Source organism: Pseudoxanthomonas putridarboris (assembly GCF_038321125.1).
Classification (GTDB): Bacteria; Pseudomonadota; Gammaproteobacteria; order Xanthomonadales; family Xanthomonadaceae; genus Pseudoxanthomonas_A; species Pseudoxanthomonas_A putridarboris.
On record NZ_JBBWWT010000013.1, the window covers coordinates 45,600 to 69,642 of the forward strand.

Here is a 24,043-nt window from a genome sequence, read left to right on the forward strand (position 1 = left end):
TGGGAGCGCCGTCCCGGCGCGAGTTCCTGTTGGCTTCAACAAGCTCGCGGCCGGAGGCCGCTCCCACCTGCATTTCATGGAGGGCAGGCGATGAACCATCGCGCCGCCGCCGTGCTGGTCAATACCCTGCTGGTGCTGTTGGCCGTCATCAGCCTGGGCCCGCTGCTGTGGATGCTGTCGGTGTCCTTCATGCAGACCGGCGAGGCGGGCCACTTCCCGCCGCCGCTGCTGCCGTCCGATCCCACCTGGCACAACTACCGCGAACTGTTCGTGCGCGCCGGCATGGGACGCTACCTGCTCAACAGCTTCATCGTATCCACCAGCGTGATGCTGCTGTCGCTGTTGTTCAACACGATGGCCGGCTATGCCTTCGCCAAGCTGCGCTTCAAGGGCCGTGATCGCACCTTCCGCGCGCTGCTGGCCGCGCTGGTGATCCCCGCGCAGGTGGCGATGATGCCGCTGTTCCTGCTGCTCAAGCAGATGGGGCTGGTGAACACCTACGCCGGCGCCATCGTGCCGGGCATGGCGGCGATCTTCGGCATCTTCCTGGTGCGCCAGTACGCACGCTCCATCCCCGATGAATTGCTGGAGGCCGCGCGCATCGACGGCGCCAGCGAGGCGCGGATCTTCTTCCAGATCGTGCTGCCGGGGTTGAAGCCGATCCTGGTGACGCTGGCGATCTTCAGCTTCCTGGGTGCATGGAACGACTTCATGTGGCCGCTGATCGTGCTGAGCGACGACAGGCTGCAGACCTTGCCGGTCGCGCTGGCGTCGCTGTCGCGCGAACACGTGATGGATTACGAACTGATGATGGCCGGCTCGGTCGTCACCATCCTGCCGGTGCTGCTGCTGTTCCTGGTGTTGCAGCGTTACTACATCCAGGGCCTGTTGCTGGGGAGTGTGAAAGGGTGAAAGCGAGCGTGTTTCCGTACCGTAGGAGCGCCCCATGGGCGCGATTTTTTCCCGGCGAACCGATAAAGAGCATCGCGCCCATGGGGCGCTCCTACGGGGGCATTGTGCTGTCGTTCGCCGGGTTGCTCTGCATGGGCGATGCGATGGCGCAGGGCACGCGCGTGCTGGATGCCTTCGAGGATGCCTCGGCTTGGCGCGTGGTCGTTTCCAACCAGGTCAGCGGCATGCTGCGCCCGGTCGACGGCGTGGAAGGCAGGGCGCTGTGCCTGGACTACGACTTCAACGGCGTGTCGGGCCATGCCGGCATCCAGCGCGATCTGCGGTTGGACTACCCGGAGAACTACCAGTTCGGTTTCCAGCTGCGCGGCGATTCGCCGCGCAACGACCTGCAGTTCAAGCTGATCGATGCCAGCGGCGACAACGTCTGGTGGGTGAACCGGCCGAAATACGAGTACCCGGCCGCCTGGACGCCGGTGCGCTACAAGCGGCGCCACATCGACAAGGCATGGGGCCCCGATCCCGATCATGTACTGCGCAGGAGCGCCAGGATCGAGTTCACCGTCTACAACAATGCCGGCGGCAAGGGTTCCGTCTGCTTCGATCAGCTGACGTTGCAGCCGCTGCCGGTGGACGATGGTTCGCCGCTGACCGGTTCCGCCAGCGCATCGGCGGCGTTCCCCGCCGGTCCGGCAAGCAATGCGGTGGATGGCGATCCGGCGACCGCATGGTCGGCGGACCTGCAGGGCGACGCCGATCCGCAATTGACGCTGGACCTGGGTCGCGTGCGCGAATTCGGCGGGCTGATCCTGCGCTGGAAACCGGAGCAGCACGCTTCCGATTATCTGGTGCAGTTGTCCGACGACGGCCAGCGCTGGCGCGACGCGCGCACCGTGGTGGGCGGCAACGGCGGCAACGACTACCTGGCGTTGCCGGAATCCGAAGCGCGCTACGTGCGCCTGCACGTGGGCGATGGTCCGGCCAGTTCCTTCGCGCTGGCCGAACTGCAGGTGCAACCGCTCTCGTTCTCCACGCATCCCAACGACCTCGTCAAGGCCATGGCGGCCGAATCGCCGCGCGGCCGTTTTCCGCGCGGTTTCATCGGCGAGCAGCCTTACTGGACCATCGTCGGCATCGACGGCGGTCACGAGCAGGGACTGATCGGCGAGGATGGCGCCATCGAACTGGGCAAGGGGGCGCCCAGCGTCGAGCCCTTCGTGCAGGTGGATGGCCGTTGGATCGGTTGGGCGGATGTACGTGCCGCGCAGGAGTTGCAGGACGGATACCTGCCGATTCCCACGGTGGAGTGGCAACATCCTTCGTTCGCGCTGCGCACCACCGCCTTCGCGCAGGGCACGCCGATGTCCTCGCAGCTGGTGGGACGCTACCGGTTGACCAATACCGGTACGACGATGCGCGAGTACGTGCTGGCACTGGCCGTGCAGCCCTACCAGGTCAATCCGCCCAGCCAGTTCCTCAACACCCCCGGTGGCGTGAGTCCCATCCACGGTCTTTCGCTGCGGGCGGGCCGCGCGCGCATCAACGGCGCGGATCGCATCCGCTTCGCGCCGCCGGATGCGACGATGGCGGGTACCTTCGACGGTGGCCTCGCGGCGGAACGGATCGCTGCCCTGGGTCCGGGCGAGGTGGGGGCGTTGCCGGAAGAGGTCGACGTCGATGGTGATGGGACCGGGCTGGCGTCCGGCGCCGTGTTCTACCGCATCCCGTTGGCGCCGGGCGAAAGCCGCGAAGTGTCCTGGATAGCGCCGCTGGAGGGCGCCACGTTGCCCGCGCTTCCCCGCGACGTGGAACAGGCGCAGCAGCAGGTGGCGGCCGGTTGGCGCCACAGGCTGGACCCGGTGAAACTGCAGCTGCCCGAGGCCGGCCGGCCGCTGGCCGATACGCTGCGTACCGGGCTGGCCCACATGCTGATCTCGCGGATCGGGCCGCGGCTTCAGCCGGGCACGCGATCGTACTCCCGCAGCTGGATCCGCGATGGCGCGATGATCTCCGAAGGCCTGTTGCGGATGGGGCGCCCGGAAGTGGTGAAGGAATACGTCGAGTGGTACGCGCCGTACCAGTTCGACAACGGCAAGGTGCCGTGCTGCGTGGACGACCGCGGCAGCGATCCGGTGCCGGAGAACGACAGCCACGGCGAACTGATCTTCAACATCGCCGAGTACTGGCGCTACACCGGCGACACCGCCTTCCTGCGCCGCATGTGGCCGCACGTGCAGGGCGCATTCGCGTACATGGAGGAGCTGCGGCTGAGCGAGCGCACCGAGGCCAATCGCGAACTCAATCCCGCCTTCTACGGCATGATGCCGGCCTCGATCAGCCACGAAGGCTATTCGGCCAAGCCGATGCATTCGTACTGGGACAACTTCTGGGCGCTGCGCGGCTACAAGGACGCGGTGGAGGTGGCCGAGGCGCTGGGCGAAACGGCGCAAGCCCGGCGCATGGCGGCCTCGCGCGACCAGTTCCGCGACGACCTGTACGCTTCGCTGCGGGCGGCGGCCGGACTGCATGGCATCGATTACCTGCCGGGCGCGGCGGAACTGGGCGACTTCGACCCCACGTCCACCACCATCGCGCTGGCGCCCGGCGGCGAGCAGGGCAGGTTGCCCGCCGATCTGCTGGACAACACCTTCCGGCGCTACTGGACCGAATTCGCGCAGCGCCGCGACGGCCTGCGCGAGTGGAAGGACTACACGCCCTACGAATGGCGCAACGTGGCCGCGTTCGTGCGGCTGGGATGGCGCGAGCGCGCGTGGGAAGCGGTGGATTTCTTCTTCGGGGACCGCGCGCCGCAACCCTGGAACCAATGGGCCGAGGTGGTCTCGCGCACGCCGCGCACGCCGTTCTTCGTCGGCGACCTGCCGCACGCGTGGGTCGCCTCGGACTTCGTGCGCTCGGCGCTGGACATGTTCGCCTATGTACGCGAACTGGACGACAGCATCGTGCTGGCGGCAGGCGTGCCGGCCGACTGGCTGGACGGCGAGGGCATCGCCATCGACGGACTGCGCACGCCCAACGGCATGCTCGGATATTCGCTGCGCCGCGCGAATGGCGAAGTCGTGCTTGACGTCAAGGCGGGGCTGAAACTGCCCGCCGGTGGCCTGGTGCTGCCGTGGCCGTACGATGGACAGCCGGGCGAGACGCGCGTCAACGGCAAGCCGGCGCAATGGAAGGATGGCGAACTGCGCATCACCGAACTGCCGGCGCGGGTGGTTGTCCGCGCGCCATAGTCGTCTGGTGCGTTCGCGATGCCGTAGGAGCGCCCCATGGGCGCGATGCTCCTGCTTTCGGATCGGTCCATTCAGAAAGCATCGCGCCCTTGGGGCGCTCCTACGGGAGGATGCATATCGCGCGATGTACTGGCTGCCCTAGGCAGGGACTGGGATAGAGTATGGATGACGGACAGCCGGACCGCCGCCATGCACCGACAGGATCGCGCACCCATTCCGTTGTGGCCGCTGCCGCTGTCGATCGCGCTGCTGTTCCTGGCCGCCGCGCATGTGGCGTACGCGCTTTCGGTCCACGGCGGCCATGTGCCCGCCTGCGTCCCGTACTGGGAAGGCTGCGTGTCGATCAGCCGCGCGGCGCGGCATGGGTTGGGCAATCACCTGTTCCGCTTGCTGGTGATCCCCTGCGCGGTGTTGCATGCCCTGGTGTGGTGGCTGTCGGCGAAGTGGTTGCGCGGGGGCGTGGCGATGCTGGTGCTGGGGATCCTTTCGGCGCTGGCGCTTGCGGTATACGCGACGTTCCTGGGCACCCAGGGCGAGGTCTACCAGTTCCTGCGCCGCTACGGCGTGGTCGTCTATTTCGGCTTCGGGTACATCGCCCAGCTGGCGTTGATGCGGCGTGCGCATCGCGCGCAGGCCTTGCCCGCGCCCACGCTTGCCGTCATGTCCTCGCTTTGCCTGGTCATGTTGGCGCTGGGCATCGGCAACGTGCTGGCCGGTGCCGTGGTAGACGATCCCGATGCCAAGGACCGCTGGGAGAACATCCTCGAATGGTGGCTGGGGCTGCTGATGGTGGGCTGGCACGTCGCCCTGGCGTGGGGCTGGCGGCGGCAGAGCCTCGCCGTGCGCTTGTTCGACACAGGTACCCAGTAGCTCGCCGCGCGATGGGCTCCCCCTGTAGGAGCGGCTTCAGCCGCGACCGCGAAAACAACAAGCCTTTGGCCACGGATTCACACGGATAAAGCCCTTTGTCTTGACCCGCTTCTTGCGCTTTGATTCGTATCCAATCGCCCTTTGAAATGCACGACCGATCCGCTCAATCCCTCCGCCACGACTCCGGACCACGAAAGGATTGCGCCGCGGATTTACCCGGATCCTGCGGATGAATCCCAACACCGTATCCGCGCAGATCCGTGTCAATCCGTGGCCGAAAGGATGTTCTTTTTCCCCGGTCGCGGCTGAAGCCGCTCCTACAGGGGAGGTCAGCCGCGCACGCGCCGGACGATGGCCGCGGCCTTGGCCGAGCTCTCGGTGACCTTGTCCCACTGGCCGGCGTCCAGCCAGCCCTTCGGCACCATCCACGAACCGCCGATGCAGACCACGTTGGGCTGCGACAGGTAGTCGGCCGCGGTGTCCTCGGTGATGCCGCCGGTGGGGCAGATCTTCAGTTCCGACAGCGGGCCGGCCAGGCCCTTGAGCATCGCCAGGCCGCCGACGGCGGTGGCGGGGAACAGCTTGCAGACGCGGAAGCCGCGCGCCATCAGCGACAACAGTTCGGTCGGCGTGGCCGCGCCCGGCACCACCGGGATGTCCGCCTCCGCCAGCGCGTCCGCCATCTCCGGCGGCGTGCCGGGCGTGACCAGGAAATCCGCGCCCGCCGCGATGGACTGCTCCATCTGCTCGACGGTCAGCACGGTGCCGGCGCCGATCACGATGTCCGGCAGCTCCTGCTTCAGCATCGCCAGCGCCTCCATCGCCACCGGCGTGCGCAGGGTCAACTCGATGGCGGGCAGGCCGCCTTCCAGCAGGGCGCTGGACACCTTGCGGGCTTCGTCCAGCGTATGCACGGTGACGACCGGCAGGATGCCGGCGGCGCGGAGGAGTTGTTCGGCTTTCTGCTGGCGGGCTTCGATGGTCATGGCGGGATTGTTTCTGGCAAGGCGGGATATGTCTTGTGGGAGCGACGTAAGTCGCGATGCTTTTTCTGCAGAGCTGTCGCGACTTACGTCGCTCCCACATGGGGAGTGGGGCTGCCGTCCGCGGTATCAGGCATCCTTGGCTTCGTGCGGGGCTTCCGCGGCGTACGCGGCATCGCCCAGTTCGTACTCGGCATCGTATTCCCAGGTACCGTCGTGGTAGGGCAGGCCGCACGAAACCGACATGCCGCCACGGTCGGCCGGCGTCACCACGTCGCGGTTCACCGCGAACAGGTTGCGGCCCAGGTCCAGCGCGGCCGGCGTGGTGTTGGGCGCCAGTTCGCGCGCCGCCCATTCGGCCGCGTCGACCAGCGCTTCCAGCGTGCCGGCTTCGGCGTCCAGGCGCACGATGTCGCCCTCGCGCAGCTTGCCGATGGGGCCGCCGCGCGCGGCTTCCGGGGTCAGGTGGATGGCGGCGGGCACCTTGCCCGATGCACCGGACAGGCGGCCGTCGGTGACCAGCGCCACCCGCCGGCCCTGGTTCTGCAGCAGGCCCAGCAGCGGCGCCAGCGAATGCAGTTCCGGCATGCCGTTCGCGCGCGGGCCCTGGTAGCGCACCACGGCCACGAAATCCTTCGGCAGCGCGCCGGCGGCGTGCAGCTTGTTGAGCGCGCGCGGATCGTCGACCACCACGGCCGGCGCTTCGATGCTGCGGTACTCCGGCTTCACCGCCGAGATCTTGATCAGCGAGCGGCCCAGGTTGCCGCGCAGCAGGCGCAAGCCGCCCTGCGCCTCGAACGGACGCGCGACCGGCCGCACGACGTCCTCGTCCGCGCTTTGCGCCACGCCCGGGGCGTAGGCCAGCCTGCCTTCCAGCAGGCGCGGTTCGTCGCCGTAGGCGCGCATGCCGCCGGCGACGATGGTGGGCAGGTCGTGCATCAACCCGGCGTCGAGCAGTTCGCGGAACACCAGTTGCGTGCCGCCTGCCGCGGCGAAGCGGTTCACGTCGGCTTCGCCGTTGGGGTACACGCGCGCCAGTAGCGGCACCGTCTGCGAGATCAGGTCCATGTCGTCCCAGGTCAGGACGATGCCGGCCGAGCGCGCCACGGCGATCCAGTGGATCGTATGGTTGGTGGAGCCGCCGGTGGCCATCAGCGCGGCCATGGCGTTGACGATGGCGCGTTCGTCGATCAGCTGGCCGATCGGGCGGTAGTCGTCGCCCAGCGCGGTGATGCGCAGCGCGCGCTCGGCGGCGGCGCGGGTCAGCGCCTCGCGCAGCGGCTGGTCGGGATTGACGAACGAGGTGCCCGGCAGCTGCAGGCCCATCGCCTCCAGCAGCACCTGGTTGGAATTGGCGGTGCCATAGAACGTGCAGGTGCCGGCGGCGTGGTAGCTGGCGGCTTCGGCTTCCAGCAGTTCCTCGCGGCTGGCTTCGCCGGCGGCGTAGCGCTCGCGCACTTCGGCCTTCTTCTTGTTGGGGATGCCCGGCGTCATCGGGCCGGCCGGCACGAACACCGCCGGCAGGTGGCCGAACGCCAGCGCGCCGATCAGCAGGCCCGGCACGATCTTGTCGCACACGCCCAGGTACAGCGCGGCGTCGAACATGTCGTGGCTCAGCGAGATCGCCGTGGCCTGCGCGATCACGTCGCGCGAGAACAGCGACAGTTCCATGCCCGGGCGCCCCTGCGTCACGCCGTCGCACATCGCCGGCACGCCGCCGGCCACTTGCGCGGTGGCGCCCAGCTCGCGCGCCACCTGGCGGATGATCTCGGGATAGAACTCGAACGGCTGGTGCGCCGACAGCATGTCGTTGTAGGCGTTGACGATGCCCAGGTTGGGCGTGGCGTCGGCGCGCAGGCGGCCCTTGTCGGTCGGCCCGCAGGCGGCGAAGGCATGCGCCAGGTTGCCGCAGCTCAGGCGCGAACGCTGCGGCCCGTCGCGGTGGGCGGCGTCGATGCCTTCCAGGTAGGCGCGGCGCAGCGGGGCGCTGCGCTGGCGGATGCGTTCGGTGACTTCTTGGATGCGCGGGTGCAGGCTCATTGGCGTAGGGCTAGGCTGCAGAAGGATGCATTCTGCATGTCATGGCGGAAGGATGCCGTGAGAGCGGCCGGCGCGACGGATTCCGGCAGGCGGAACGGGGCGGCACGGGACGACGGCGGGGCATGCTGCTTTGTACTTGCTTTGCGCCATGCGCGAAAGTCACCAAAGCAAGACCAGTCTTGGCGCGGGACAGGCATGCTGCGTCGCAGCGAGCCGCTTCCCCATGGCGGCCGCGCTGGTGCCGGTTTACTTGCCGGGGCCGAAGAATTCCACCGCGTACGCCGCCGCGCCCAGCAGGCCGGGGCGGGGATGCACGTTGGCCAGCGTGGGCACGCGCGCCATCGCGGGTGAGAAGCGGCCCTTGTGCTCGAAGCGCTGGCGGAAGCCGGAATGCTGCAGCGAGGCCAGCAGCTTGGGCACCAGCCCGCCGGTCAGGAACACGCCATCCCACGCGCCGGTGGTCAGCACCAGATCGCCGGCGATGGCGCCGAACACCGCGCAGAACACGTCCAGCGTGCGCACGCAGCGCGGATCGCCGGCGGCGGCGCGGGCGGTGACGTCCTTCGGTTCCAGTGGACCGCCCGGATCCTCGCCGGCGATCTCGCTGAGCGCGCGGTACAGGTTGACCAGGCCGGGGCCGCAGATCAGGCGTTCGTTGGACACGCGCCCGAACTGCGCCGACAGGATTTCCAGGATGCGGATTTCCTCCGGCGTGCCGGGCGGGAAACTGACATGGCCGCCTTCGGTTTCCAGCGCATAGGCGCGGCCGTCGCGGATCACCAGCGCGGCCACGCCCAGCCCGGTGCCCGGGCCGATCACGGCATAGGTGCGCGGCGTGGACAACGGCGTGGGCGACCACTGCGCGCCGCCGATGGCCACCACGTCCTTCGGCGCCAACAGCGACACCGCCATCGCCTGCGCGGCGAAGTCGTTGACCAGGCGCAGGCCGTCGAAGCCCAGCGCCTGCCGCGTGCGCGCCACCGAGATCACCCACGGATGGTTGGTGATGCGCGCTTCGTCGCCGTCCACGCGCCCGGCCACCGCGAAGATGCCGTTCTGCGCGGTCGCGCCGGTTTCGTCCAGATAGTGCCGCGCGGCGTCGGCCAGCGAAGGGAAGTCGGCCACGGCGAATTCGCGCACACTGTCGTCCAGTAACGGCGCCGCGGCCTGGGCATCGGCCAGCGCGAAGCGCGCGTTGGTGCCGCCGATATCGGCGAGGAGCACGCGGTCGGCGTTGCTCATGCGGACGACTTCCTGTTCGAGGCGTAGGGGCTTCCGAAAGTGATCCGCTGCATTCGCCTGGCTGGTCCTCTGTTGCCGGTCGTGGGCCACGTTGTGTGGGCGGCGCATGATAGCGCGCGGGTCGGCCGCCTGCGTGCCACGCCGTTGTCGCGCCGACCGTGCGTATACGTATGCGCCTGCTCGCGGCGCGGTGCCGCGGACGCCGGATCGCGATGGGCATGCGGGGCAGTGAAAAGTGTCGGCGGCATCGACGCGCGATGGCTTGCGTTGTGAAAACGGTTACATGGCAGAATAGCGCAACTTCCCAAGGCAAGGAATCGGGAAGCGCGGCATTCCAGCGGCGCCCGGCCAGGGCCCGCCTGCAATCGGGAGGGACCCGGCGGCAGCGATCACCACAGCGGGCGCCGCCCGACCGGAGCAGGCATGGCAAGTGTTCAACTCGACCGCGTGCGCAAGGTGTACGACAACGGCCAGGTGGCCGTGCACGGGGCCAGTTTCGAGATCGCCGACGGCGAGTTGATGGTGCTGGTCGGCCCGTCCGGCTGCGGCAAGTCCACGCTGCTGCGGATGATCGCCGGGCTGGAGGACATCTCCGAAGGCGACCTGCTGATCGGCGGCAAGCGCGTCAACGACGTGCAACCGAAGGATCGCGACATCGCGATGGTGTTCCAGAGCTATGCGCTATACCCGCACATGACCGTGGCCGAGAACCTCGCCTTCGGCCTGAAACTGCGCGGCCATCCCAGGGCCGAGATCGAACGCCGCGTCAACGCCGCCGCGGAAACGCTGGGCATGTCGCACATGCTGGGCAAGCTGCCGCGCGAGATGTCCGGCGGGCAGCGCCAGCGCGTCGCGCTGGGCCGCGCGCTGGTGCGCGAGCCTTCGGTCTTCCTGCTGGACGAACCGTTGTCCAACCTGGACGCCAAGCTGCGCCATTCCGTACGCACCGAGATCGGCCGCCTGCATCGCCAACTCCGCGCCACGATGGTCTACGTCACCCACGACCAGGTGGAGGCGATGACGCTGGGCCAGCGCATCGTGGTGCTGAAGGAGGGCGAGATCCAGCAGATCGACACGCCGATGGCGCTGTACGAGAAGCCGGCCAACCTGTTCGTCGCCGGCTTCCTCGGCAGCCCGGCGATGAACGTGCTGCACGGCACCTTGCAGCGCGCCGAGGGGCTGCGACTGGTGCTCGATGGCGGCGATGCGCTGCCGCTGGGCCAGGCGACGGTGGCGGATGCCTGGCTGGGGCGCCGCGTGGCGATGGGCGTGCGGCCGGAGCACCTGCAGCCGGCCGGCATCGGCAAGCCGGCGTTCGAGGCGCAGGTGGAACTGATCGAGCCGGTGGGCAACGAGGTCTTCGTCAACCTGTCCCATGCCGGCCAGTCGCTGGTTTCGCGCGTCGCGCCGCAGCATTTGCCGGAGCCGGGGCAACTCCTGCGCGTCACCGTCGACGGCGGCGTGCTGCACTTCTTCGACGCCGACAGCGGACAGCGCCTGTAGGTTGGGGTTACATCCCGGTGCATCGGAATGATGGGTGCCGGCTCGGCAGACCTGACCTGTAGGCAATGACATCGAAACCCATTGTAGGAGCGCCCTTGGGCGCGATGCTCTTCCGCGGCCGTCCAGAAAAAAGCATCGCGCCCGAGGGCGCTCCTACAAGTTGGCCTTATGCGACACGCGAAGAAAAGGGAGGCCGGAGCCTCCCTTTCTTCATCCGGCCGGAAGCACGGACTCAGCCGCGGCTGACTTCGTACACCGCCTGCGCGACCTTGTCGATGTTCTGCTGGTTCAGCGCGGCCACGCAGATGCGGCCGGTGCCGATGGCGTAGATGGCGTATTCCTCGCGCAACCGGTCCACCTGCGCCTTGCTCAGGCCGGAGTACGAGAACATGCCGGCCTGCTGCTGGATGAAGCCGAATTCCGGCGCGCCCAGCGCCGCCAGCTTGCCCACCAGCGCCGCGCGCAGGGCGTGGATGCGTTCGCGCATGCCACCCAGTTCCTGTTCCCAGCGGCCACGCAGTTCGTCGCTGCCCAGCACGCCGGCCACCAGCGCGCCGCCGTGGGTGGACGGACTGGAGTAGTTGGAACGGATGGTGCGCTTGATCTGCGATAGCACGCGCCTGGCCTCGTCGCGGTCGGCCGCCACGAGGGACAGCGCGCCGACGCGCTCGCCGTACAGCGAGAACGACTTGGAGTACGAACTGGCCACCACGAACGCGGGGATGCCGGAATCGGCGAACAGGCGGATGGCCTGCGCATCGGCGTCGGCGCCCTGGTCGAAGCCCTGGTAGGCCATGTCGACGAAGGGCAGCAGGTTGCGTTCCTTCACCAGTTCCACGACCCGCTTCCACTGCGCGCTGGCCAGGTCCACGCCGGTGGGGTTGTGGCAGCAGGCGTGCAGCAGCACGACGGTGCCGGGTTCCAGCGCGCCCAGGTCGGCCAGCATGCCGGCGAAATCCAGCCCATGCGTGGCCGGGTCGTAATAGCGGTAATCCACCACCTCGAAACCGGCGCTGGCGAACACCACCCGGTGGTTTTCCCAGCTGGGACTGCTGATGGCGATCTTCGCGCCGGGCAGCGCGCGCTTGAGGAAATCGGCGCCGATGCGCAGCGCGCCGCTGCCGCCGATGGTCTGCGCGGTCACCACGCGGCCGGCGGCGAGCACGGCCGAATCCGCGCCGAACACCAGCTTCTGGGTCGCCTGGTTGTAGGCCGGCAGGCCGTCGATGGGGATGTAGCCGCGCGGCCTGGCGTCGGCGGCCAGCGCCTGTTCGACCTGGCGCACGGAGTCGAGCAGCGGGATGCGGCCTTGTTCGTCGTAGTAGATGCCCACGCCCAGGTTGACCTTGCCGGGGCGGGTGTCGGCGTTGTACGCCTCGGTCAGTCCCAGGATCGGGTCGCCGGGGACCAGTTCGACGGATGCAAAAAGAGACACGGTGTCAGGACCAGTTTGAAGTGTGGGGAAGGGGGTGTCCGCGCAAGCGCAAACCCCGCGATCCTATCAGGCCGGGACGGTTCGCGGCCCAGGCGCGCGGAAATGCGCTCCAAAGTTCATGGCACGCTCTAGAATGGGCCGCCGGGGTACACGACCGGCGAGCATGGGCGGTCCCCTTCGGTCCGAATGTGGCGGCCGGCAGGCCGCCATGTGTCCGCGTCCGCCGAGGAGCAGGGCATGTCGAGCTGGATTCGTCGTCGTCTTGTCTGGCTGGCCGTGCTGCCGGTGTTGGCGGTGGGGCTGTATGCATTGGCCGGCTTCTGGCTGCTGCCCCGCATCGCGCGCGCGCAAGGCCACCGCTTACGTCAGCGAGGAACTGGGCAAGTCGCTGAGCCTTGGCGAGTTGCGCTTCAACCCGTTCACCTTCCGCGCCGAAGCGCACGACATCGCCATCCGCGAACGCGGACCGGCCACGGGCAAGCCGCTGGTCGCGCTGCGCAGGCTGGCGCTGGATTTCCAGCTGTCCTCGTTGTGGAAGGGGGCGTACACGTTCGGCGAGGTCGCCCTGGAAGGGCCCTACGCCAACGCCATCGTGCGTCCGGACGGCTCGCTCAACCTGGTCGAACTGGTACCCGGGGAACGGGATGATTCGCCGACGCCATCGGTCTTCGTCGGCCATCTGGCGGTGACCGGGGGCGCGATCGATTTCGCCGACCACAGCCGCCGCCTGCAGCCATCCAAGCGGTTGGCGCCCATCCATTTCGAACTGCGCGATTTCCACACCATGGCCGGGCAGGGCGGCGACTTCCGGTTGGCCGCGGCCGGCGACCAGGGCGAACGCTTCGATTGGCATGGGCGCGTGTCCCTGCAGCCCTTCGCGTCGCAGGGCGATTTCACGGTGGCGAAACTGCAGGCTCGCACGGCTTATGAATTCCTCAGCGAACAACTGCCGATGGAACTCGCTGCCGGCGAGCTGGACGTGGCCGGCCATTACGATTTCTCCGCCGGTGGCGCGGATGGCCTGCGGCTGGACGCCGCGCTCTCGCAGGCGAAGGCCAGTGGCCTGACCCTGCGCGCGAAGGGCGATGCCGAGGACGCGGTGGTGTTGCCGGGCGCGGAGCTGGCGGGCACGCGCTTCTCCTGGCAGAAGCGGGAAATCCTGATCGACGCCCTGCGGCTGGACGGCCTGGAAACCGCGTTGCGGATGGAAGCCGACGGCAGTTTCAACCTGCAACGCCTGCTGCCGCCCGTCGATACGGCGGTGGCGCCGACGGACAAACCGTGGCTGTTCCAACTGGGACGACTGAGCGTGGAAAACGCCGACGTGCAGTTCGAGGACCGCATGGTCCGTCCCGCGTCCCGGTTCCACCTGCAACCGTTGTCGCTGGCTGCCGAACGCGTGAGTCTGGATCTTGCGCAAGCGGTGCCCATCCACCTGTCGGCCACGGTGAACGGCAAGGCCAGGCTGGCGTTGCAGGGCGAGGTGGTGCTGGCGGATAACGCCGGCAAGCTGCAACTCGACCTGAGTGGATTGCCGCTGCGCGACGTGCTGGCGTACCTGCCGGACTTCCCACGCCTGGAGCTGCGCTCCGGCGACGTCGCGGCCAAGGGCGAACTCGAACTGCCGTCCGGCATCGGCAAGGGACCGCAACTGGCGTTTCGCGGCGAGGCGACCATCGATCGTTTCTCCCTGGTCGAACGCGCCAGTCGCCGCGAAGTGGTGGCCTGGGACCGGGTGGACGCGCGTGGCGTGCACTACACCCAGGCGCCGGAAGCCGTGCGGATCGCACAGGTGCGGGCGCGGAAAGCCTTCGCCATCGTCGTTGTCGAGCCGGACAGTACGCTGAACCTGGCCAATCTGTTCGCCGGACAGGCCAGCGCATCGCCGCAGACCGGGCCGCCGATGGCGATACGCATCGACGACCTGCAACTGGACGACGCCACCATGGCGTTCGCGGACCAGTCGATCGACCCCAACTTCAGTGCCCGCGTCGAAGCCCTGCGCGGGCATCTGCGCGGATTGTCCACGGCCGCCGACGCGGTCGCCCGCGTCGAACTGGACGGGCAGGTGATAAACCGCTACTCGCCGGTGCGCATCGAGGGCGGCATCAATCCGTTCGCGTACGACCGCCAGACCGATCTGAAGATGAGCTTCCGCAACATCGATCTGCCGATCTTCAATCCCTACTCCGGCCGCTTCGCCGGCTACGCCATCGCCAAGGGCAAGCTGACCACCGAACTGCATTACCGGATCGACCACCGGCAACTGGAAGCCGCGCACCACGTGATACTGGACCAGTTGGAGTGGGGCCAGGAAACCGACAGCAAGGAGAAGGTCTCGCTGCCGATCCGGTTGGCGACCTCGCTGCTGAAGAACCGCGACGGCGTCATCGACCTGGACCTGCCGGTGACGGGATCGCTGGACGACCCCAGCTTCCGGGTCTGGCCGGTGGTCTGGCAGATCCTGAAGAACATCCTCGTCAGGATCGTCACTGCGCCCTTCGACTTCATCGGCTCGCTGTTCAAGGGCGCCGAGCAGGCGCAGTACGTGGATTTCGCCCCGGGTTCGGCGACGATTCCCGACGGCGCGCGCCAGAACTTGGCGACGCTGGCCAAGGGTCTGGCCGAGCGGCCGGCGATACGGCTCGATATCCCCTCCGGTCCCGCGCTGGACGTCGATGCCGGCGCGATGGCCGATGCCCGCCTGGCCGAGGCGCTGCTGGGCCTGCGCAAGGGCGAGCCGGTGGCTTGGGACAGCCTGGACATCGACGACCAGATCGACCTGCTGGAGAAGCTCTACCGCCAGCAACTGGGCCATCGGCCGGACCTGCCCAGGCCGGAGGTCGCCGAGGAGGCGAGCCGCCAGGAAAGGAAAGCCGAACGCAAGCAAGGCGAGCGCGATGGCCTGCGGCAGGCGCTGCTGCCGCGCTACCAGCCCGGCCCCGCGGAACTGGAGGAACTGGGCCGCCAACGCGCCAACGCCATCCAGGACGCCCTGCTGGCCGAGGACAGCCTGGATCCCGCGAGAGTGTTCATTTCCGCCGCCAAGGGGCCGGCGCCGCACGAGGGCGGGGTGCGGGTGGAACTGGCGCTGGAATAGCCGGGGCGACGGCGGCCTACGGGCCGCCCTTCCGTGCGGCAGGCGTCTGTGATCGCTTAGGGGCGAGATTTTCCGCTGGAAAAACTGGCCCCTCGAAGTGATGGACCGTGGGCTCCGCCGAGAAGAACTCCTGCAAGCCCAGCATGAACTTCCCATGGTCCTCGCTCATCTCGAAACCGGGGGTATGGTCCTCGAGCGATTGCCATTGCATGATCAGGCTGAAATGTTGTGGCGTCTCGACCCCTTGGGTGAGAACGTGGCCACGGTGACCTTTCGCACTGCTGAGCAGCGGGGCGACCTTGGCGAACTCGAGTCTGAACTTCCCGACATGTTCATCAAGGATGGGAAGTAGAGCGATCTCATAGATCATGGCGTGCTCCAACCGACGCGTGCTCAGAGACGGCCATGTGCGGGATGAGCAGATGGCTCGACCGCAATCGCGATCTTTCCCTGGAGACCGTTCCCGGGGGTTTCCAATCGAGCGTGGGCCAGAGGAATTTCGGAAAGTGGGTAAACGGCACCAAGATGGGGTCTCAACTGGCCTCGTTCCACCAACGCATTCAGCTCATCGAGCTTGCCGCGGTTCTGTCGCGTAAACACGAAGTGATAGCTCGCATTCTTGCCCCAGGCCTGGATGAGGTTTTGCGGCTGTGCAACGTCAACGATGGTGACCACGCGGCCGAGCTGAGCGAGCACATCCGGACTGCGGGATAGCGTCGTGCCGCCGATGGTGTCGAACACGACATCTACGCCGTGACCATTCGTTTCCCGCATGATGGCATCGACATAGTCCTCTTTCTCGTAATCGATGACGACATCCGCGCCCAGACCTCGGGCGAATTCGAAACTCGATTCCCGTACTGTGGTGAAAACCTTGGCGCCGATTGCCTTGGCGAGCTGAATCGCCACATGGCCCACGCCTCCCGCGCCGCCGTGTACCAGTACGCTTTCCCCCACCCTCAGTGCCGCACGTACAACCAGTGCTTCCCACGCCGTTCCGCCCACCAATGTCAGGCTCGCCGCCTCAAGATGACTCAGGGAAGAGGGCTTTTTCCCGACAATGTTCTCGGAAGCAACGTGGTACTCGGCGTAGCTGCCCGGCCCGTCGAATATCTGGGGGGTGTACCAAACTTCGTCCCCCGGCAAGAAGCCTGTCACCCCCGGGCCGACTTCTTCGACCACGCCCGATACGTCATGACCCGTAATGGCCGGCAATTGCACCAGATCTGCGTAATCGCCGCGGCGGACCTGGTAATCCAGTGGGTTGATTGATGTGGCATGTACGCGCACGAGGACTTGTCCCGCGTTTGGCACAGGCTTTGGCACATCGCAAAGTTCGAACGACTCCGGACCACCAAATGATTTGAGAAGTACTGCCTTCATTGGATTTCCTCATTTCGTAAAATAGATATATAGGGAATTACCGATATATAGGGGTAAAAGATCACAACTCGTTCCCCATGATCTCGGCAAGAGCGCTGATAGTTGCTTCGTTACGCTTGTAGTACGTCCATTGACCAATCCGCGTGGCCTCGACCAAACCCGCCCGCTGCAGCGTTGCAAGATAGTCGGACACCGTCGACTGAGACAGACCGACGCCTTCCTGGATGCTGCTCACGCAGACTCCGACCGCATGAACGTCCCCCTCGTCCTGGGGCGGGAAGTTCCTTTCCGGGTCCTTCAAGCCCTTCACGATTTCGAGGCGCGTTCGGTTCGAGAGAGCTTTGAAGATTTCGAGCAGGTCCATGTGGCACATAATATCGATATTTACCGATATGTCAATGCGGTGTCGAGGAGCTGTGCGCTCGAACGTGCATGGAAGTGGATGGGCTAGCTGCTCATTAGGGTGGAAACTTGGGCGGGGAGTGGCCTCCGTCCCCGCCAACACCTGACTATGCTTGGGACAAGTGCGCCATCATGGCGGCAGCAGGCAGCTATACTCATCGGTTGGTGCAGCCACGGCCGCACCTGATTGCCAGCCGAATCAACGGGTTGGCGGTCCAAGTTCATTCCATTTAACACTTGCGGCAGCGCGCCGGCCCAGATCGGTCGCGGTGCCCGGAAGACACCGCCGCATGCGCCTTTCCACCATCAAGCTGTCCGGTTTCAAGTCCTTCGTCGATCCCACGGTGCTGCACCTGCCGACCAACATGACCGGCGTGGTCGGCCCCAACGGCTGCGGCAAGTCCAACATCATCGACGCGGTGCGCTGGGTGATGGGCGAAAGCTCGGCCAGCCGCCTGCGCGGCGACTCGTTGACCGACGTGATCTTCTCCGGCTCGGCCGCGCGCAAGCCGGTCTCGCAGGCGTCGGTGGAACTGATCTTCGACAACAGCGACCACGCCATCAGCGGCGAGTTCGCCGCGTTCAACGAAATCTCGGTCAGGCGCCTGGTCAGCCGCGACGGCCAGAGCAGCTACTACCTCAACGGCACCAAGTGCCGCCGCCGCGACATCACCGACCTGTTCCTGGGCACCGGCCTGGGCCCGCGCAGCTACTCGATCATCGAGCAGGGCATGATCAGCCAGATCATCGAGGCGCGCCCGGAAGACCTGCGCATCTACCTGGAAGAGGCCGCCGGCATCTCCAAGTACAAGGAGCGCCGCAAGGAAACCGAGACCCGCATCCGCCACACCCGCGAGAACCTGGATCGCCTGGGCGACCTGCGCGAAGAGATCGGCAAGCAACTGGAACACCTCAAGCGCCAGGCCAAGCAGGCCGAGCAGTACCAGGCCCTGCAGGAAGAGCGGCGGGTCAAGGATGCCGAATGGAAGGCGCTGGAATTCCGCGGCCTGGACGGCAAGCTGCAAGGCCTGCGCGAGGGCTTGGCGCAGGAAGAAACCAAGTTGCAGCAACTGATCGCCGAACAGCGCGAGGCCGAGCGCCACATCGAGACCGACCGCCTCAAGCGCGAGGAAAGCGTCGAGGCCTTGAACAAGGCGCAGGCCGAGGTCTACCAGGTCGGCAGCACGCTGGCCCGCATCGAGCAGCAGATCCAGCACCAGCGCGAACTGGGCGAGCGGCTGAAGAAGGCGCGCGACGAAGCGCACAACGCCTTGCAGGAACTCGGCCAGCACATCAGCGGCGACCAGACCCGCCTCAACGTGCTGCGCGAATCGGTGGCCGACGCCGAGCCGCAGCTGGAGCAGCTGCGCGAGGAGGACGTGTTCCGCCAGGACGCGCTGCGCGAGGCCGAAACCCGCCTGTCCGACTGGCAGCAGCGTTGGGAAACCCACAGCCGCGAGTCCGCCGAGGCCTCGCGTGCCGGCGACGTCGAACGCACCCGCGTCGATTACCTGGACCGCCAGGCCTTCGAGGCCGAGCGCCGTCGCGAAGCGCTGGCCAACGAGCGCGCCGGGCTGGACCTGGACGCGCTGGCCGCCGCGTTCGAGCAACTGCAACTGCAGCACGACACCCAGAAGGAATCGCTGGAAACGCTGACCGAACAGGTCGAGGTCCGCAAGCGCGCCGCCGGCGACGTGCAGGAACAACAGCGCGCCACCCAGACCGAGCTGTCCGACGTGCGCAAGCGCACGCAGGAAGCCCGCGGCCGCCTGTCCTCGTTGGAGACGCTGCAGCATGCCGCGCTGGGCCAGGAGCAGGGCGCGGCGATGACCTGGCTGCAGGCGCGCGGGCTGGACAACGCCGCGCGCGTGGGCGAGAAGCTCACCGTCGAACCGGGCTGGGAAAACGCCGTCGAAGGCGCGCTGGGCCAGTTGATCGAGGGCGTGCTGGTCGATGCCCCGGAAGCCCTGGTCGATGCGCTGGGCGAACTGGGCGAAGGCCGCATCGCACTGGTGTCGGACGACCGCAACGACGTGAACTTCGCCCCGACCTCGCTGGCCGCCAAGGTGCAGGGCCCGGCGGCGATCCGCCGCCTGCTGGCCCGCCTGCACGTGGCCGAAGACCTGGCCGAGGCGCGCCGCCTGCAATCGCAGCTGGGCGAGGGCGATTCCGTCATCACCCGCAACGGCGAACGCCTGGGCGCGGGCTGGGTGCGCGTGCTGCGCTCCGGTGCGGCCAAACAGGGCGCGCTGCTGCGCGAGCGCGAGATCCAGTCGCTGCGCGGCGAGATCGAAACCCTGCAGGCGCGCGAAGCCGAACTGGAACACCGCATCGCCACCCTGCGCGACCAGTTGCTGGCCGCCGAGCAGCACCGCGAGGACGCCCAGCGCACGCTGTACATGGCCCACCGCAGCGTGTCCGAGCTGGCCGGCCAGTTGCAGAGCCAGCAGGGCCGGGTGGAGTCCACCCGTACCCGCATCGAGCGCATCGACACCGAGATCGCGCAACTGGTCGAAACCCTGGACACCAGCCGCGAACAGGCGCGCGAGGCGCGCGCGAAGCTGGAAGATGCGGTCACCCGCATGGGCGACCTGGAGACCACCCGCCAGGCGTTGGAGGCCGAGCGCCGCCAGCTGGTGGAAGCGCGCGACCAGGCCCGCGAAGCCGCGCGCACCTCGCGCGACACCGCGCATGCCCTGGCGCTGACGCTGGAATCGCAACGCGCGCAGATCGTCTCGCTGAGCCAGGCGCTGGATCGCATGGGCGGGCAGCGCGGGCAACTGGATTCACGCCTGGAAGAACTGACCCTGCAATTGAACGAAGGCGACTCGCCGGTGCAGGAACTGGAAGCCCAGCGCCAGGCCGCGCTGGAGCACCGCGTCACCGCCGACCGCCAGCTCAACGAAGCGCGCGCCGCGCTGGAGGCCATCGACAACGACCTGCGCCAGTACGAACAGACCCGCCACCAGCGCGACGAACAGGCGCTGGCCCAGCGCGAGCGCATCTCGCAGCGCAAGCTGGACCAGCAGGCGCTGTCGCTGAAGGCCGACCAGTTGTCCGAGGCCGTGGTCGCCGCCGGCTTCGTGCTGGACGACGTGATCAATACGCTGCCGGAGGTGGCCGACATCCGCGAATGGGAACAGGCGGTCGCCCAGATCGACGGCCGCATGCGCCGGCTGGAACCGGTCAACCTGGCCGCCATCCACGAATACGGCGAAGCCAGCCAGCGCGCCGAATACCTGGAAGCGCAGAACGTCGACCTGACCACCGCGCTGGAAACGCTGGAAGACGCCATCCGCAAGATCGACCGCGAGACCCGCGGCCGCTTCAAGGACACCTTCGACCGCGTCAACGCCGGCGTGCAGGAACTGTATCCGCGCCTGTTCGGCGGCGGCCATGCCTACCTGGAACTGACCGGCGAGGACCTGCTGGACACCGGCGTGGCCATCATGGCGCGCCCGCCCGGCAAGCGCGTGTCCAACATCTCGCTGCTGTCCGGCGGCGAGAAGGCGATGACCGCGGTGGCGCTGGTGTTCGCCATCTTCCAGCTCAATCCCGCGCCGTTCTGCCTGCTGGACGAGGTGGACGCGCCGCTGGACGAGGCCAACGTGGGCCGCTTCACCAACATGGTGAAGGAGATGAGCGAGAAGGTGCAGTTCCTGTTCGTCAGCCACAACAAGGCGACGATGGAAGCCGCACACCAGCTCAGTGGCGTTACCATGCGCGAGCCGGGTGTCAGCCGACTGGTGTCGGTGGACCTGGAAGAGGCCGCGCGCCTCGCGGGAGCCGCTTGAGTTTGATCGACCCACCTTGCCGGAGAAACCCCTAGTGTCCGACATGGCCATGCTTCGCATCGGAATCCTCATCGCCGGCCTCCTGCTTCTGGCGGCGATCTTCTTCTTCGGCCGTCCCAAGAAGCCCAGCCAGGGCCGGCGGCTGGAACCCAGCGAGCGGGACAACGCGCGCGTCGAGCCCAGCCTGGCGGGCGACGACGCCGCCGAACACGCAGCCAACTACAGCGACGACAACGTCAGCCAGCCCGAACTGGGCCTGGCCGGCGGCACCCCGGTGGCCAGCGCCGACAGCGACCTGGGCAAGCGCCCCAGCCAGGACTTCGACAAGATCATCTCGCTGTACGTGGCGGCCAAGGCCGGGCAGGTACTGCGCGGCGAGGACATCGTGGTCGCCGCCGAGAAGACCGGCCTGGCCTTCGGCCACATGAACGTGTTCCACCGGCTGGTGGAAGGCCACCCCGAGCGCGGCCCGGTCTTCAGCATGGCCAACATCATGCAGCCGGGCAGCTTCGACATGGCCCACATCCGCGAACTGGAAACCCCGGCCATCGCCTTCTTCCTGACCCTGCCGGCACCGATGACCGCGCTGGAGGCGTGGGAAAAGATGCTGCCCAACGTCGAGCGCATGGCCGAGCTGTTGGGCGGCGTGGTCCTGGACGACAGCCGCAACACCCTGGGCCGCCAGCGCATCCAGCACATCCGCGAGGAACTGCGCGCCTACGACCGCCAGCACGAAGCGCCGCCGTTGACGAAGACGCCGCGGTGGTGAGGGTGCTGTAGGAGGGGCTTCGGCCCCGACACGGACAGTCATGGAGACCGACGCATGGACAGAGAACAGGCCGCCGGCCCAGACCCGCGCCCCATCCATCGAGGCGACATCTTCTGGGTGGCGGCCGACGAGTCGCGGGGCTCCATTCCGGGCGTGCCGCACCCGCATGTCGTCGTGCAGGACGACGTGTTCAACCAGTCCCGTATCTCCACGGTCATCGTCTGTGCGCTCAGTTCCAACCTGAAACGCGTTTCCGAACCCGGCGTGGTGCTGCTGGATGCCGACGAGGGCGGGCTGGCCAGGCAGAGCGTGGTGATCGCTTCGCAGGTCTCGTCCCTCTACAAGCATCGCCTGCAGGAGTACATCGGCCGGTTGAATGACCAGCGTGTCGATCAGATCGTCGCGGCCCTCCGATTCCTACAGACATCTTTCCAGCGATGAGAGGGGGTCGGCACGCAGCATGGAGTGCGTAGGATGGGTTGAGCCGAAGGCGATACCCATCATCTGGATGCATCCATGACGATGTTGATGAGGACTTCCGGTTCAATCCATACTGTGAACGGGTTTATGGACCCGGGGGGTTCATACGGGCCGAAGCCGCTAGGTGGGTAGGCCCAATCAAGACGAGAGGCATCATGAGATTTCTTCTTGCAGCGACCCTAGGAATCCTGCTCTCGGGCTGCAGCCCTGAAAGGGTTCAAGTGAGCGCCGAGAGATTGGAACATCTGGCGATCTTCGACTGCCCTGTTGCTTCGGGAACATACGAGGAGGCAGAGATAGAAGACCTGATCGCTCACCCGGACCTCTTCGATGCAAAGGCGATCAAAGTATCCGGCTTTTACCACTCATCCTTCGAGCATCAGGCGTTATATCCCACGCCTGCTGATGACATCTTCGAGCATGGCCTGTGGATTCTGGGCGGCAATGACGCATTGAAGGGAAAGCGGATCGTTGTGCGGGGCGTGTATGCGCCATCCATACACGGTCACTTGGGCCAATGGCCCGCTTCAATCTGCGTCCACTCGGTCGTCGCGGCGGAGCACACAGGATGAGTTGAGCAAAGCGGCTTTCAACGGCGAAGCCAGTCTGCCCATCATCTGCATGCATCCGTGGCCATGTTGATGGGTATCGCCTTCGGCTCAACCCGTCCTGCGGATAGACTGGCGGCGATGATTGGGAGAGCCCTATGACCGACCTGAAGATCACTGACGTCCGCCCCTTCGTCCCCGCAAAGAACTTCGAGGTCTCGAAGGCCTTCTACGAAGCCCTCGGCTGGACGATCAAATATCTCGACGACCAACTGGCGTTGATGGCCAATGGCAACCATCGCTTCTACCTCCAGCGGTATTACCAGAAGGACTGGGCGGAGAACTCGATGCTGCACATCACGGTCGTCGATGCCCGTGCCTGACATGAACAGGTCAGCGAGGCGCTGGCCTCGGGCCGCTTCCCCGGCGCCCGCGTCGCGCCGCCGAAGCAGGAGCCCTATGGTGCGCTCGTGACCTACGTCTGGGACCCCGCTGGGGTCCTACTGCATTTGGCGCAGTGGACGCATGCATGACACTGGCGGTCGCCGAAGATAGGGTGAATCTCGACCCGCCCCGTATGGGCGCATGCCCTCCAATACCACCATAGGGCTGGCGGTTCATCGGCGTACTTGCCATTCCGGCAGTGTCGGCGTATGTTTTACCCAGGTAAAACATATGCAAAGGGCCATCATGTCCTGCACCGCCACCCTCCGCCAGTCCGGAGGCTCCATCATCCTTTCCATTCCCAAGGCCATCGCCAATACCCTTGCGGTCGAGGCGGGCTCGGTCGTGGAACTGATGGTGGAAGGCCGCACCCTTACGGTGTCGCCCGCACGGCGTGGCCTGGCACAGCGGCTGGCCGACAGCCCTCGCACGCCGGCCGCATGGACGCGGGATGAAGCGTGGCTGGAGGATGCGCCGGTGGGACGCGAACTGTTGTAGGACGCAGACACCATGGGCAAAGGAATCCCACAGCGCGGCGACATCCTGGAACTGAGTCTGGACCCGACGCACGGTCGCGAGATTCGTGGTTCCCGTCCGGTCCTGGTACTGTCGGCCAATGCCTTCAATCAGGCATCCGGCCTGCTTCTGGTGGCGCCCATCACCCAGGGCGGCCAAGCCGCCCGCGAAAACGGCTTCAGCGTGACCCTGATGGGGACAGGGCTGCGTACGCAAGGCGTCGTGCTGTGCGATCAGACCCGGACGGTGGATGCGCGTGCGCGCACGTTCAAGCGGATCGAGAAGGCGCCAGCGAACCTTGTCGAAGAGGCGTTGGACGCCGTGCGCGCGATCCTGGAGTGACTGCCGCGTCGCGCCGCGGCCGGTAGAATCGTCGC

General features: G+C 67.0%; 19 protein-coding genes. 12 read left to right on the plus strand and 7 right to left on the minus strand.

What is annotated here, in order from left to right:
• The first annotated feature begins 90 nt into the window (after positions 1 to 90).
• The 3 genes from AAD027_RS17865 to AAD027_RS17875 all read left to right on the plus strand — a co-directional run bounded on the left by AAD027_RS17865 (position 91) and on the right by AAD027_RS17875 (position 5,027).
• The gene (locus tag AAD027_RS17865; protein ID WP_341727390.1) at positions 91 to 912 is read left to right on the plus strand and encodes a carbohydrate ABC transporter permease; all 822 of its coding nucleotides are present in this window, start codon (positions 91 to 93) and stop codon (positions 910 to 912) included.
• A gap of 80 nt (positions 913 to 992) precedes the next feature.
• Entirely contained in the window at positions 993 to 4,157 is a 3,165-nt protein-coding gene (locus tag AAD027_RS17870) for a discoidin domain-containing protein (protein ID WP_425605490.1), read from the plus strand.
• Between the two features lie 189 nt (positions 4,158 to 4,346).
• Positions 4,347 to 5,027, plus strand: a complete 681-nt coding sequence (locus AAD027_RS17875) for a hypothetical protein (protein ID WP_341727391.1) — start codon at positions 4,347 to 4,349, stop codon at positions 5,025 to 5,027.
• Positions 5,028 to 5,356: 329 nt separating this feature from the next.
• Here the strand turns inward: AAD027_RS17875 and AAD027_RS17880 are convergent, their stop codons facing one another.
• The 3 genes from AAD027_RS17880 to glk form a co-directional block, all read right to left on the minus strand.
• Positions 5,357 to 6,013, minus strand: a complete 657-nt coding sequence (locus tag AAD027_RS17880; RefSeq protein ID WP_341727392.1) for a bifunctional 4-hydroxy-2-oxoglutarate aldolase/2-dehydro-3-deoxy-phosphogluconate aldolase — start codon at positions 6,011 to 6,013, stop codon at positions 5,357 to 5,359.
• Positions 6,014 to 6,139: 126 nt separating this feature from the next.
• Entirely contained in the window at positions 6,140 to 8,050 is a 1,911-nt protein-coding gene (edd, locus tag AAD027_RS17885; RefSeq protein ID WP_341727393.1) for a phosphogluconate dehydratase, read from the minus strand.
• A 246-nt stretch (positions 8,051 to 8,296) separates the two neighbouring features.
• Complete coding sequence (gene glk / locus AAD027_RS17890) at positions 8,297 to 9,400, minus strand: glucokinase (RefSeq protein WP_341727394.1); 1,104 nt, start codon at positions 9,398 to 9,400, stop codon at positions 8,297 to 8,299.
• Between the two features lie 315 nt (positions 9,401 to 9,715).
• Between glk and AAD027_RS17895 the strand changes: the two genes are divergently transcribed.
• On the plus strand, positions 9,716 to 10,795 hold the full coding sequence (locus tag AAD027_RS17895; protein ID WP_341727395.1) for an ABC transporter ATP-binding protein: 1,080 nt from the start codon (positions 9,716 to 9,718) through the stop codon (positions 10,793 to 10,795).
• 232 nt (positions 10,796 to 11,027) lie between these two features.
• On the opposite strand, the gene AAD027_RS17900 is transcribed toward AAD027_RS17895, so the two are convergent.
• Positions 11,028 to 12,230 (minus strand): amino acid aminotransferase, encoded by a 1,203-nt coding sequence (locus AAD027_RS17900; protein WP_341727396.1) that lies wholly within the window; start codon positions 12,228 to 12,230, stop codon positions 11,028 to 11,030.
• 304 nt (positions 12,231 to 12,534) lie between these two features.
• Here AAD027_RS17900 and AAD027_RS17905 point away from each other — a divergent pair, with 304 nt between their 5' ends.
• Positions 12,535 to 15,330, plus strand: a complete 2,796-nt coding sequence (locus AAD027_RS17905; RefSeq protein WP_341727397.1) for a DUF748 domain-containing protein — start codon at positions 12,535 to 12,537, stop codon at positions 15,328 to 15,330.
• Between the two features lie 16 nt (positions 15,331 to 15,346).
• On the opposite strand, the gene AAD027_RS17910 is transcribed toward AAD027_RS17905, so the two are convergent.
• The 3 genes from AAD027_RS17910 to AAD027_RS17920 all read right to left on the minus strand — a co-directional run bounded on the left by AAD027_RS17910 (position 15,347) and on the right by AAD027_RS17920 (position 17,077).
• Positions 15,347 to 15,700: an antibiotic biosynthesis monooxygenase family protein gene (locus AAD027_RS17910; protein WP_341727398.1), complete on the minus strand. Its 354-nt coding sequence runs from the start codon at positions 15,698 to 15,700 to the stop codon at positions 15,347 to 15,349.
• A gap of 23 nt (positions 15,701 to 15,723) precedes the next feature.
• Positions 15,724 to 16,713: a zinc-dependent alcohol dehydrogenase family protein gene (locus tag AAD027_RS17915; RefSeq protein ID WP_341727399.1), complete on the minus strand. Its 990-nt coding sequence runs from the start codon at positions 16,711 to 16,713 to the stop codon at positions 15,724 to 15,726.
• A gap of 61 nt (positions 16,714 to 16,774) precedes the next feature.
• Positions 16,775 to 17,077 (minus strand): ArsR/SmtB family transcription factor, encoded by a 303-nt coding sequence (locus tag AAD027_RS17920; RefSeq protein WP_341727400.1) that lies wholly within the window; start codon positions 17,075 to 17,077, stop codon positions 16,775 to 16,777.
• Positions 17,078 to 17,405: 328 nt separating this feature from the next.
• Here AAD027_RS17920 and smc point away from each other — a divergent pair, with 328 nt between their 5' ends.
• The 7 genes from smc (at position 17,406) to AAD027_RS17955 (ending at position 24,008) form a co-directional block, all read left to right on the plus strand.
• On the plus strand, positions 17,406 to 20,909 hold the full coding sequence (smc, locus tag AAD027_RS17925; RefSeq protein ID WP_341727401.1) for a chromosome segregation protein SMC: 3,504 nt from the start codon (positions 17,406 to 17,408) through the stop codon (positions 20,907 to 20,909).
• Between the two features lie 34 nt (positions 20,910 to 20,943).
• On the plus strand, positions 20,944 to 21,678 hold the full coding sequence (zipA, locus tag AAD027_RS17930; RefSeq protein ID WP_341727402.1) for a cell division protein ZipA: 735 nt from the start codon (positions 20,944 to 20,946) through the stop codon (positions 21,676 to 21,678).
• A gap of 54 nt (positions 21,679 to 21,732) precedes the next feature.
• Positions 21,733 to 22,119 (plus strand): type II toxin-antitoxin system PemK/MazF family toxin, encoded by a 387-nt coding sequence (locus AAD027_RS17935; RefSeq protein ID WP_341727403.1) that lies wholly within the window; start codon positions 21,733 to 21,735, stop codon positions 22,117 to 22,119.
• Positions 22,120 to 22,313: 194 nt separating this feature from the next.
• Complete coding sequence (locus AAD027_RS17940) at positions 22,314 to 22,730, plus strand: hypothetical protein (protein WP_341727404.1); 417 nt, start codon at positions 22,314 to 22,316, stop codon at positions 22,728 to 22,730.
• 134 nt (positions 22,731 to 22,864) lie between these two features.
• Positions 22,865 to 23,089, plus strand: a complete 225-nt coding sequence (locus AAD027_RS17945) for a VOC family protein (RefSeq protein WP_341727405.1) — start codon at positions 22,865 to 22,867, stop codon at positions 23,087 to 23,089.
• A 202-nt stretch (positions 23,090 to 23,291) separates the two neighbouring features.
• Positions 23,292 to 23,648 carry an AbrB/MazE/SpoVT family DNA-binding domain-containing protein gene (locus tag AAD027_RS17950; protein ID WP_341727406.1) on the plus strand — a complete coding sequence of 119 codons (357 nt, stop codon included), beginning with the start codon at positions 23,292 to 23,294 and terminating at the stop codon, positions 23,646 to 23,648.
• A gap of 12 nt (positions 23,649 to 23,660) precedes the next feature.
• Positions 23,661 to 24,008 carry a type II toxin-antitoxin system PemK/MazF family toxin gene (locus AAD027_RS17955; RefSeq protein ID WP_341727407.1) on the plus strand — a complete coding sequence of 116 codons (348 nt, stop codon included), beginning with the start codon at positions 23,661 to 23,663 and terminating at the stop codon, positions 24,006 to 24,008.
• Positions 24,009 to 24,043 lie beyond the last annotated feature (35 nt).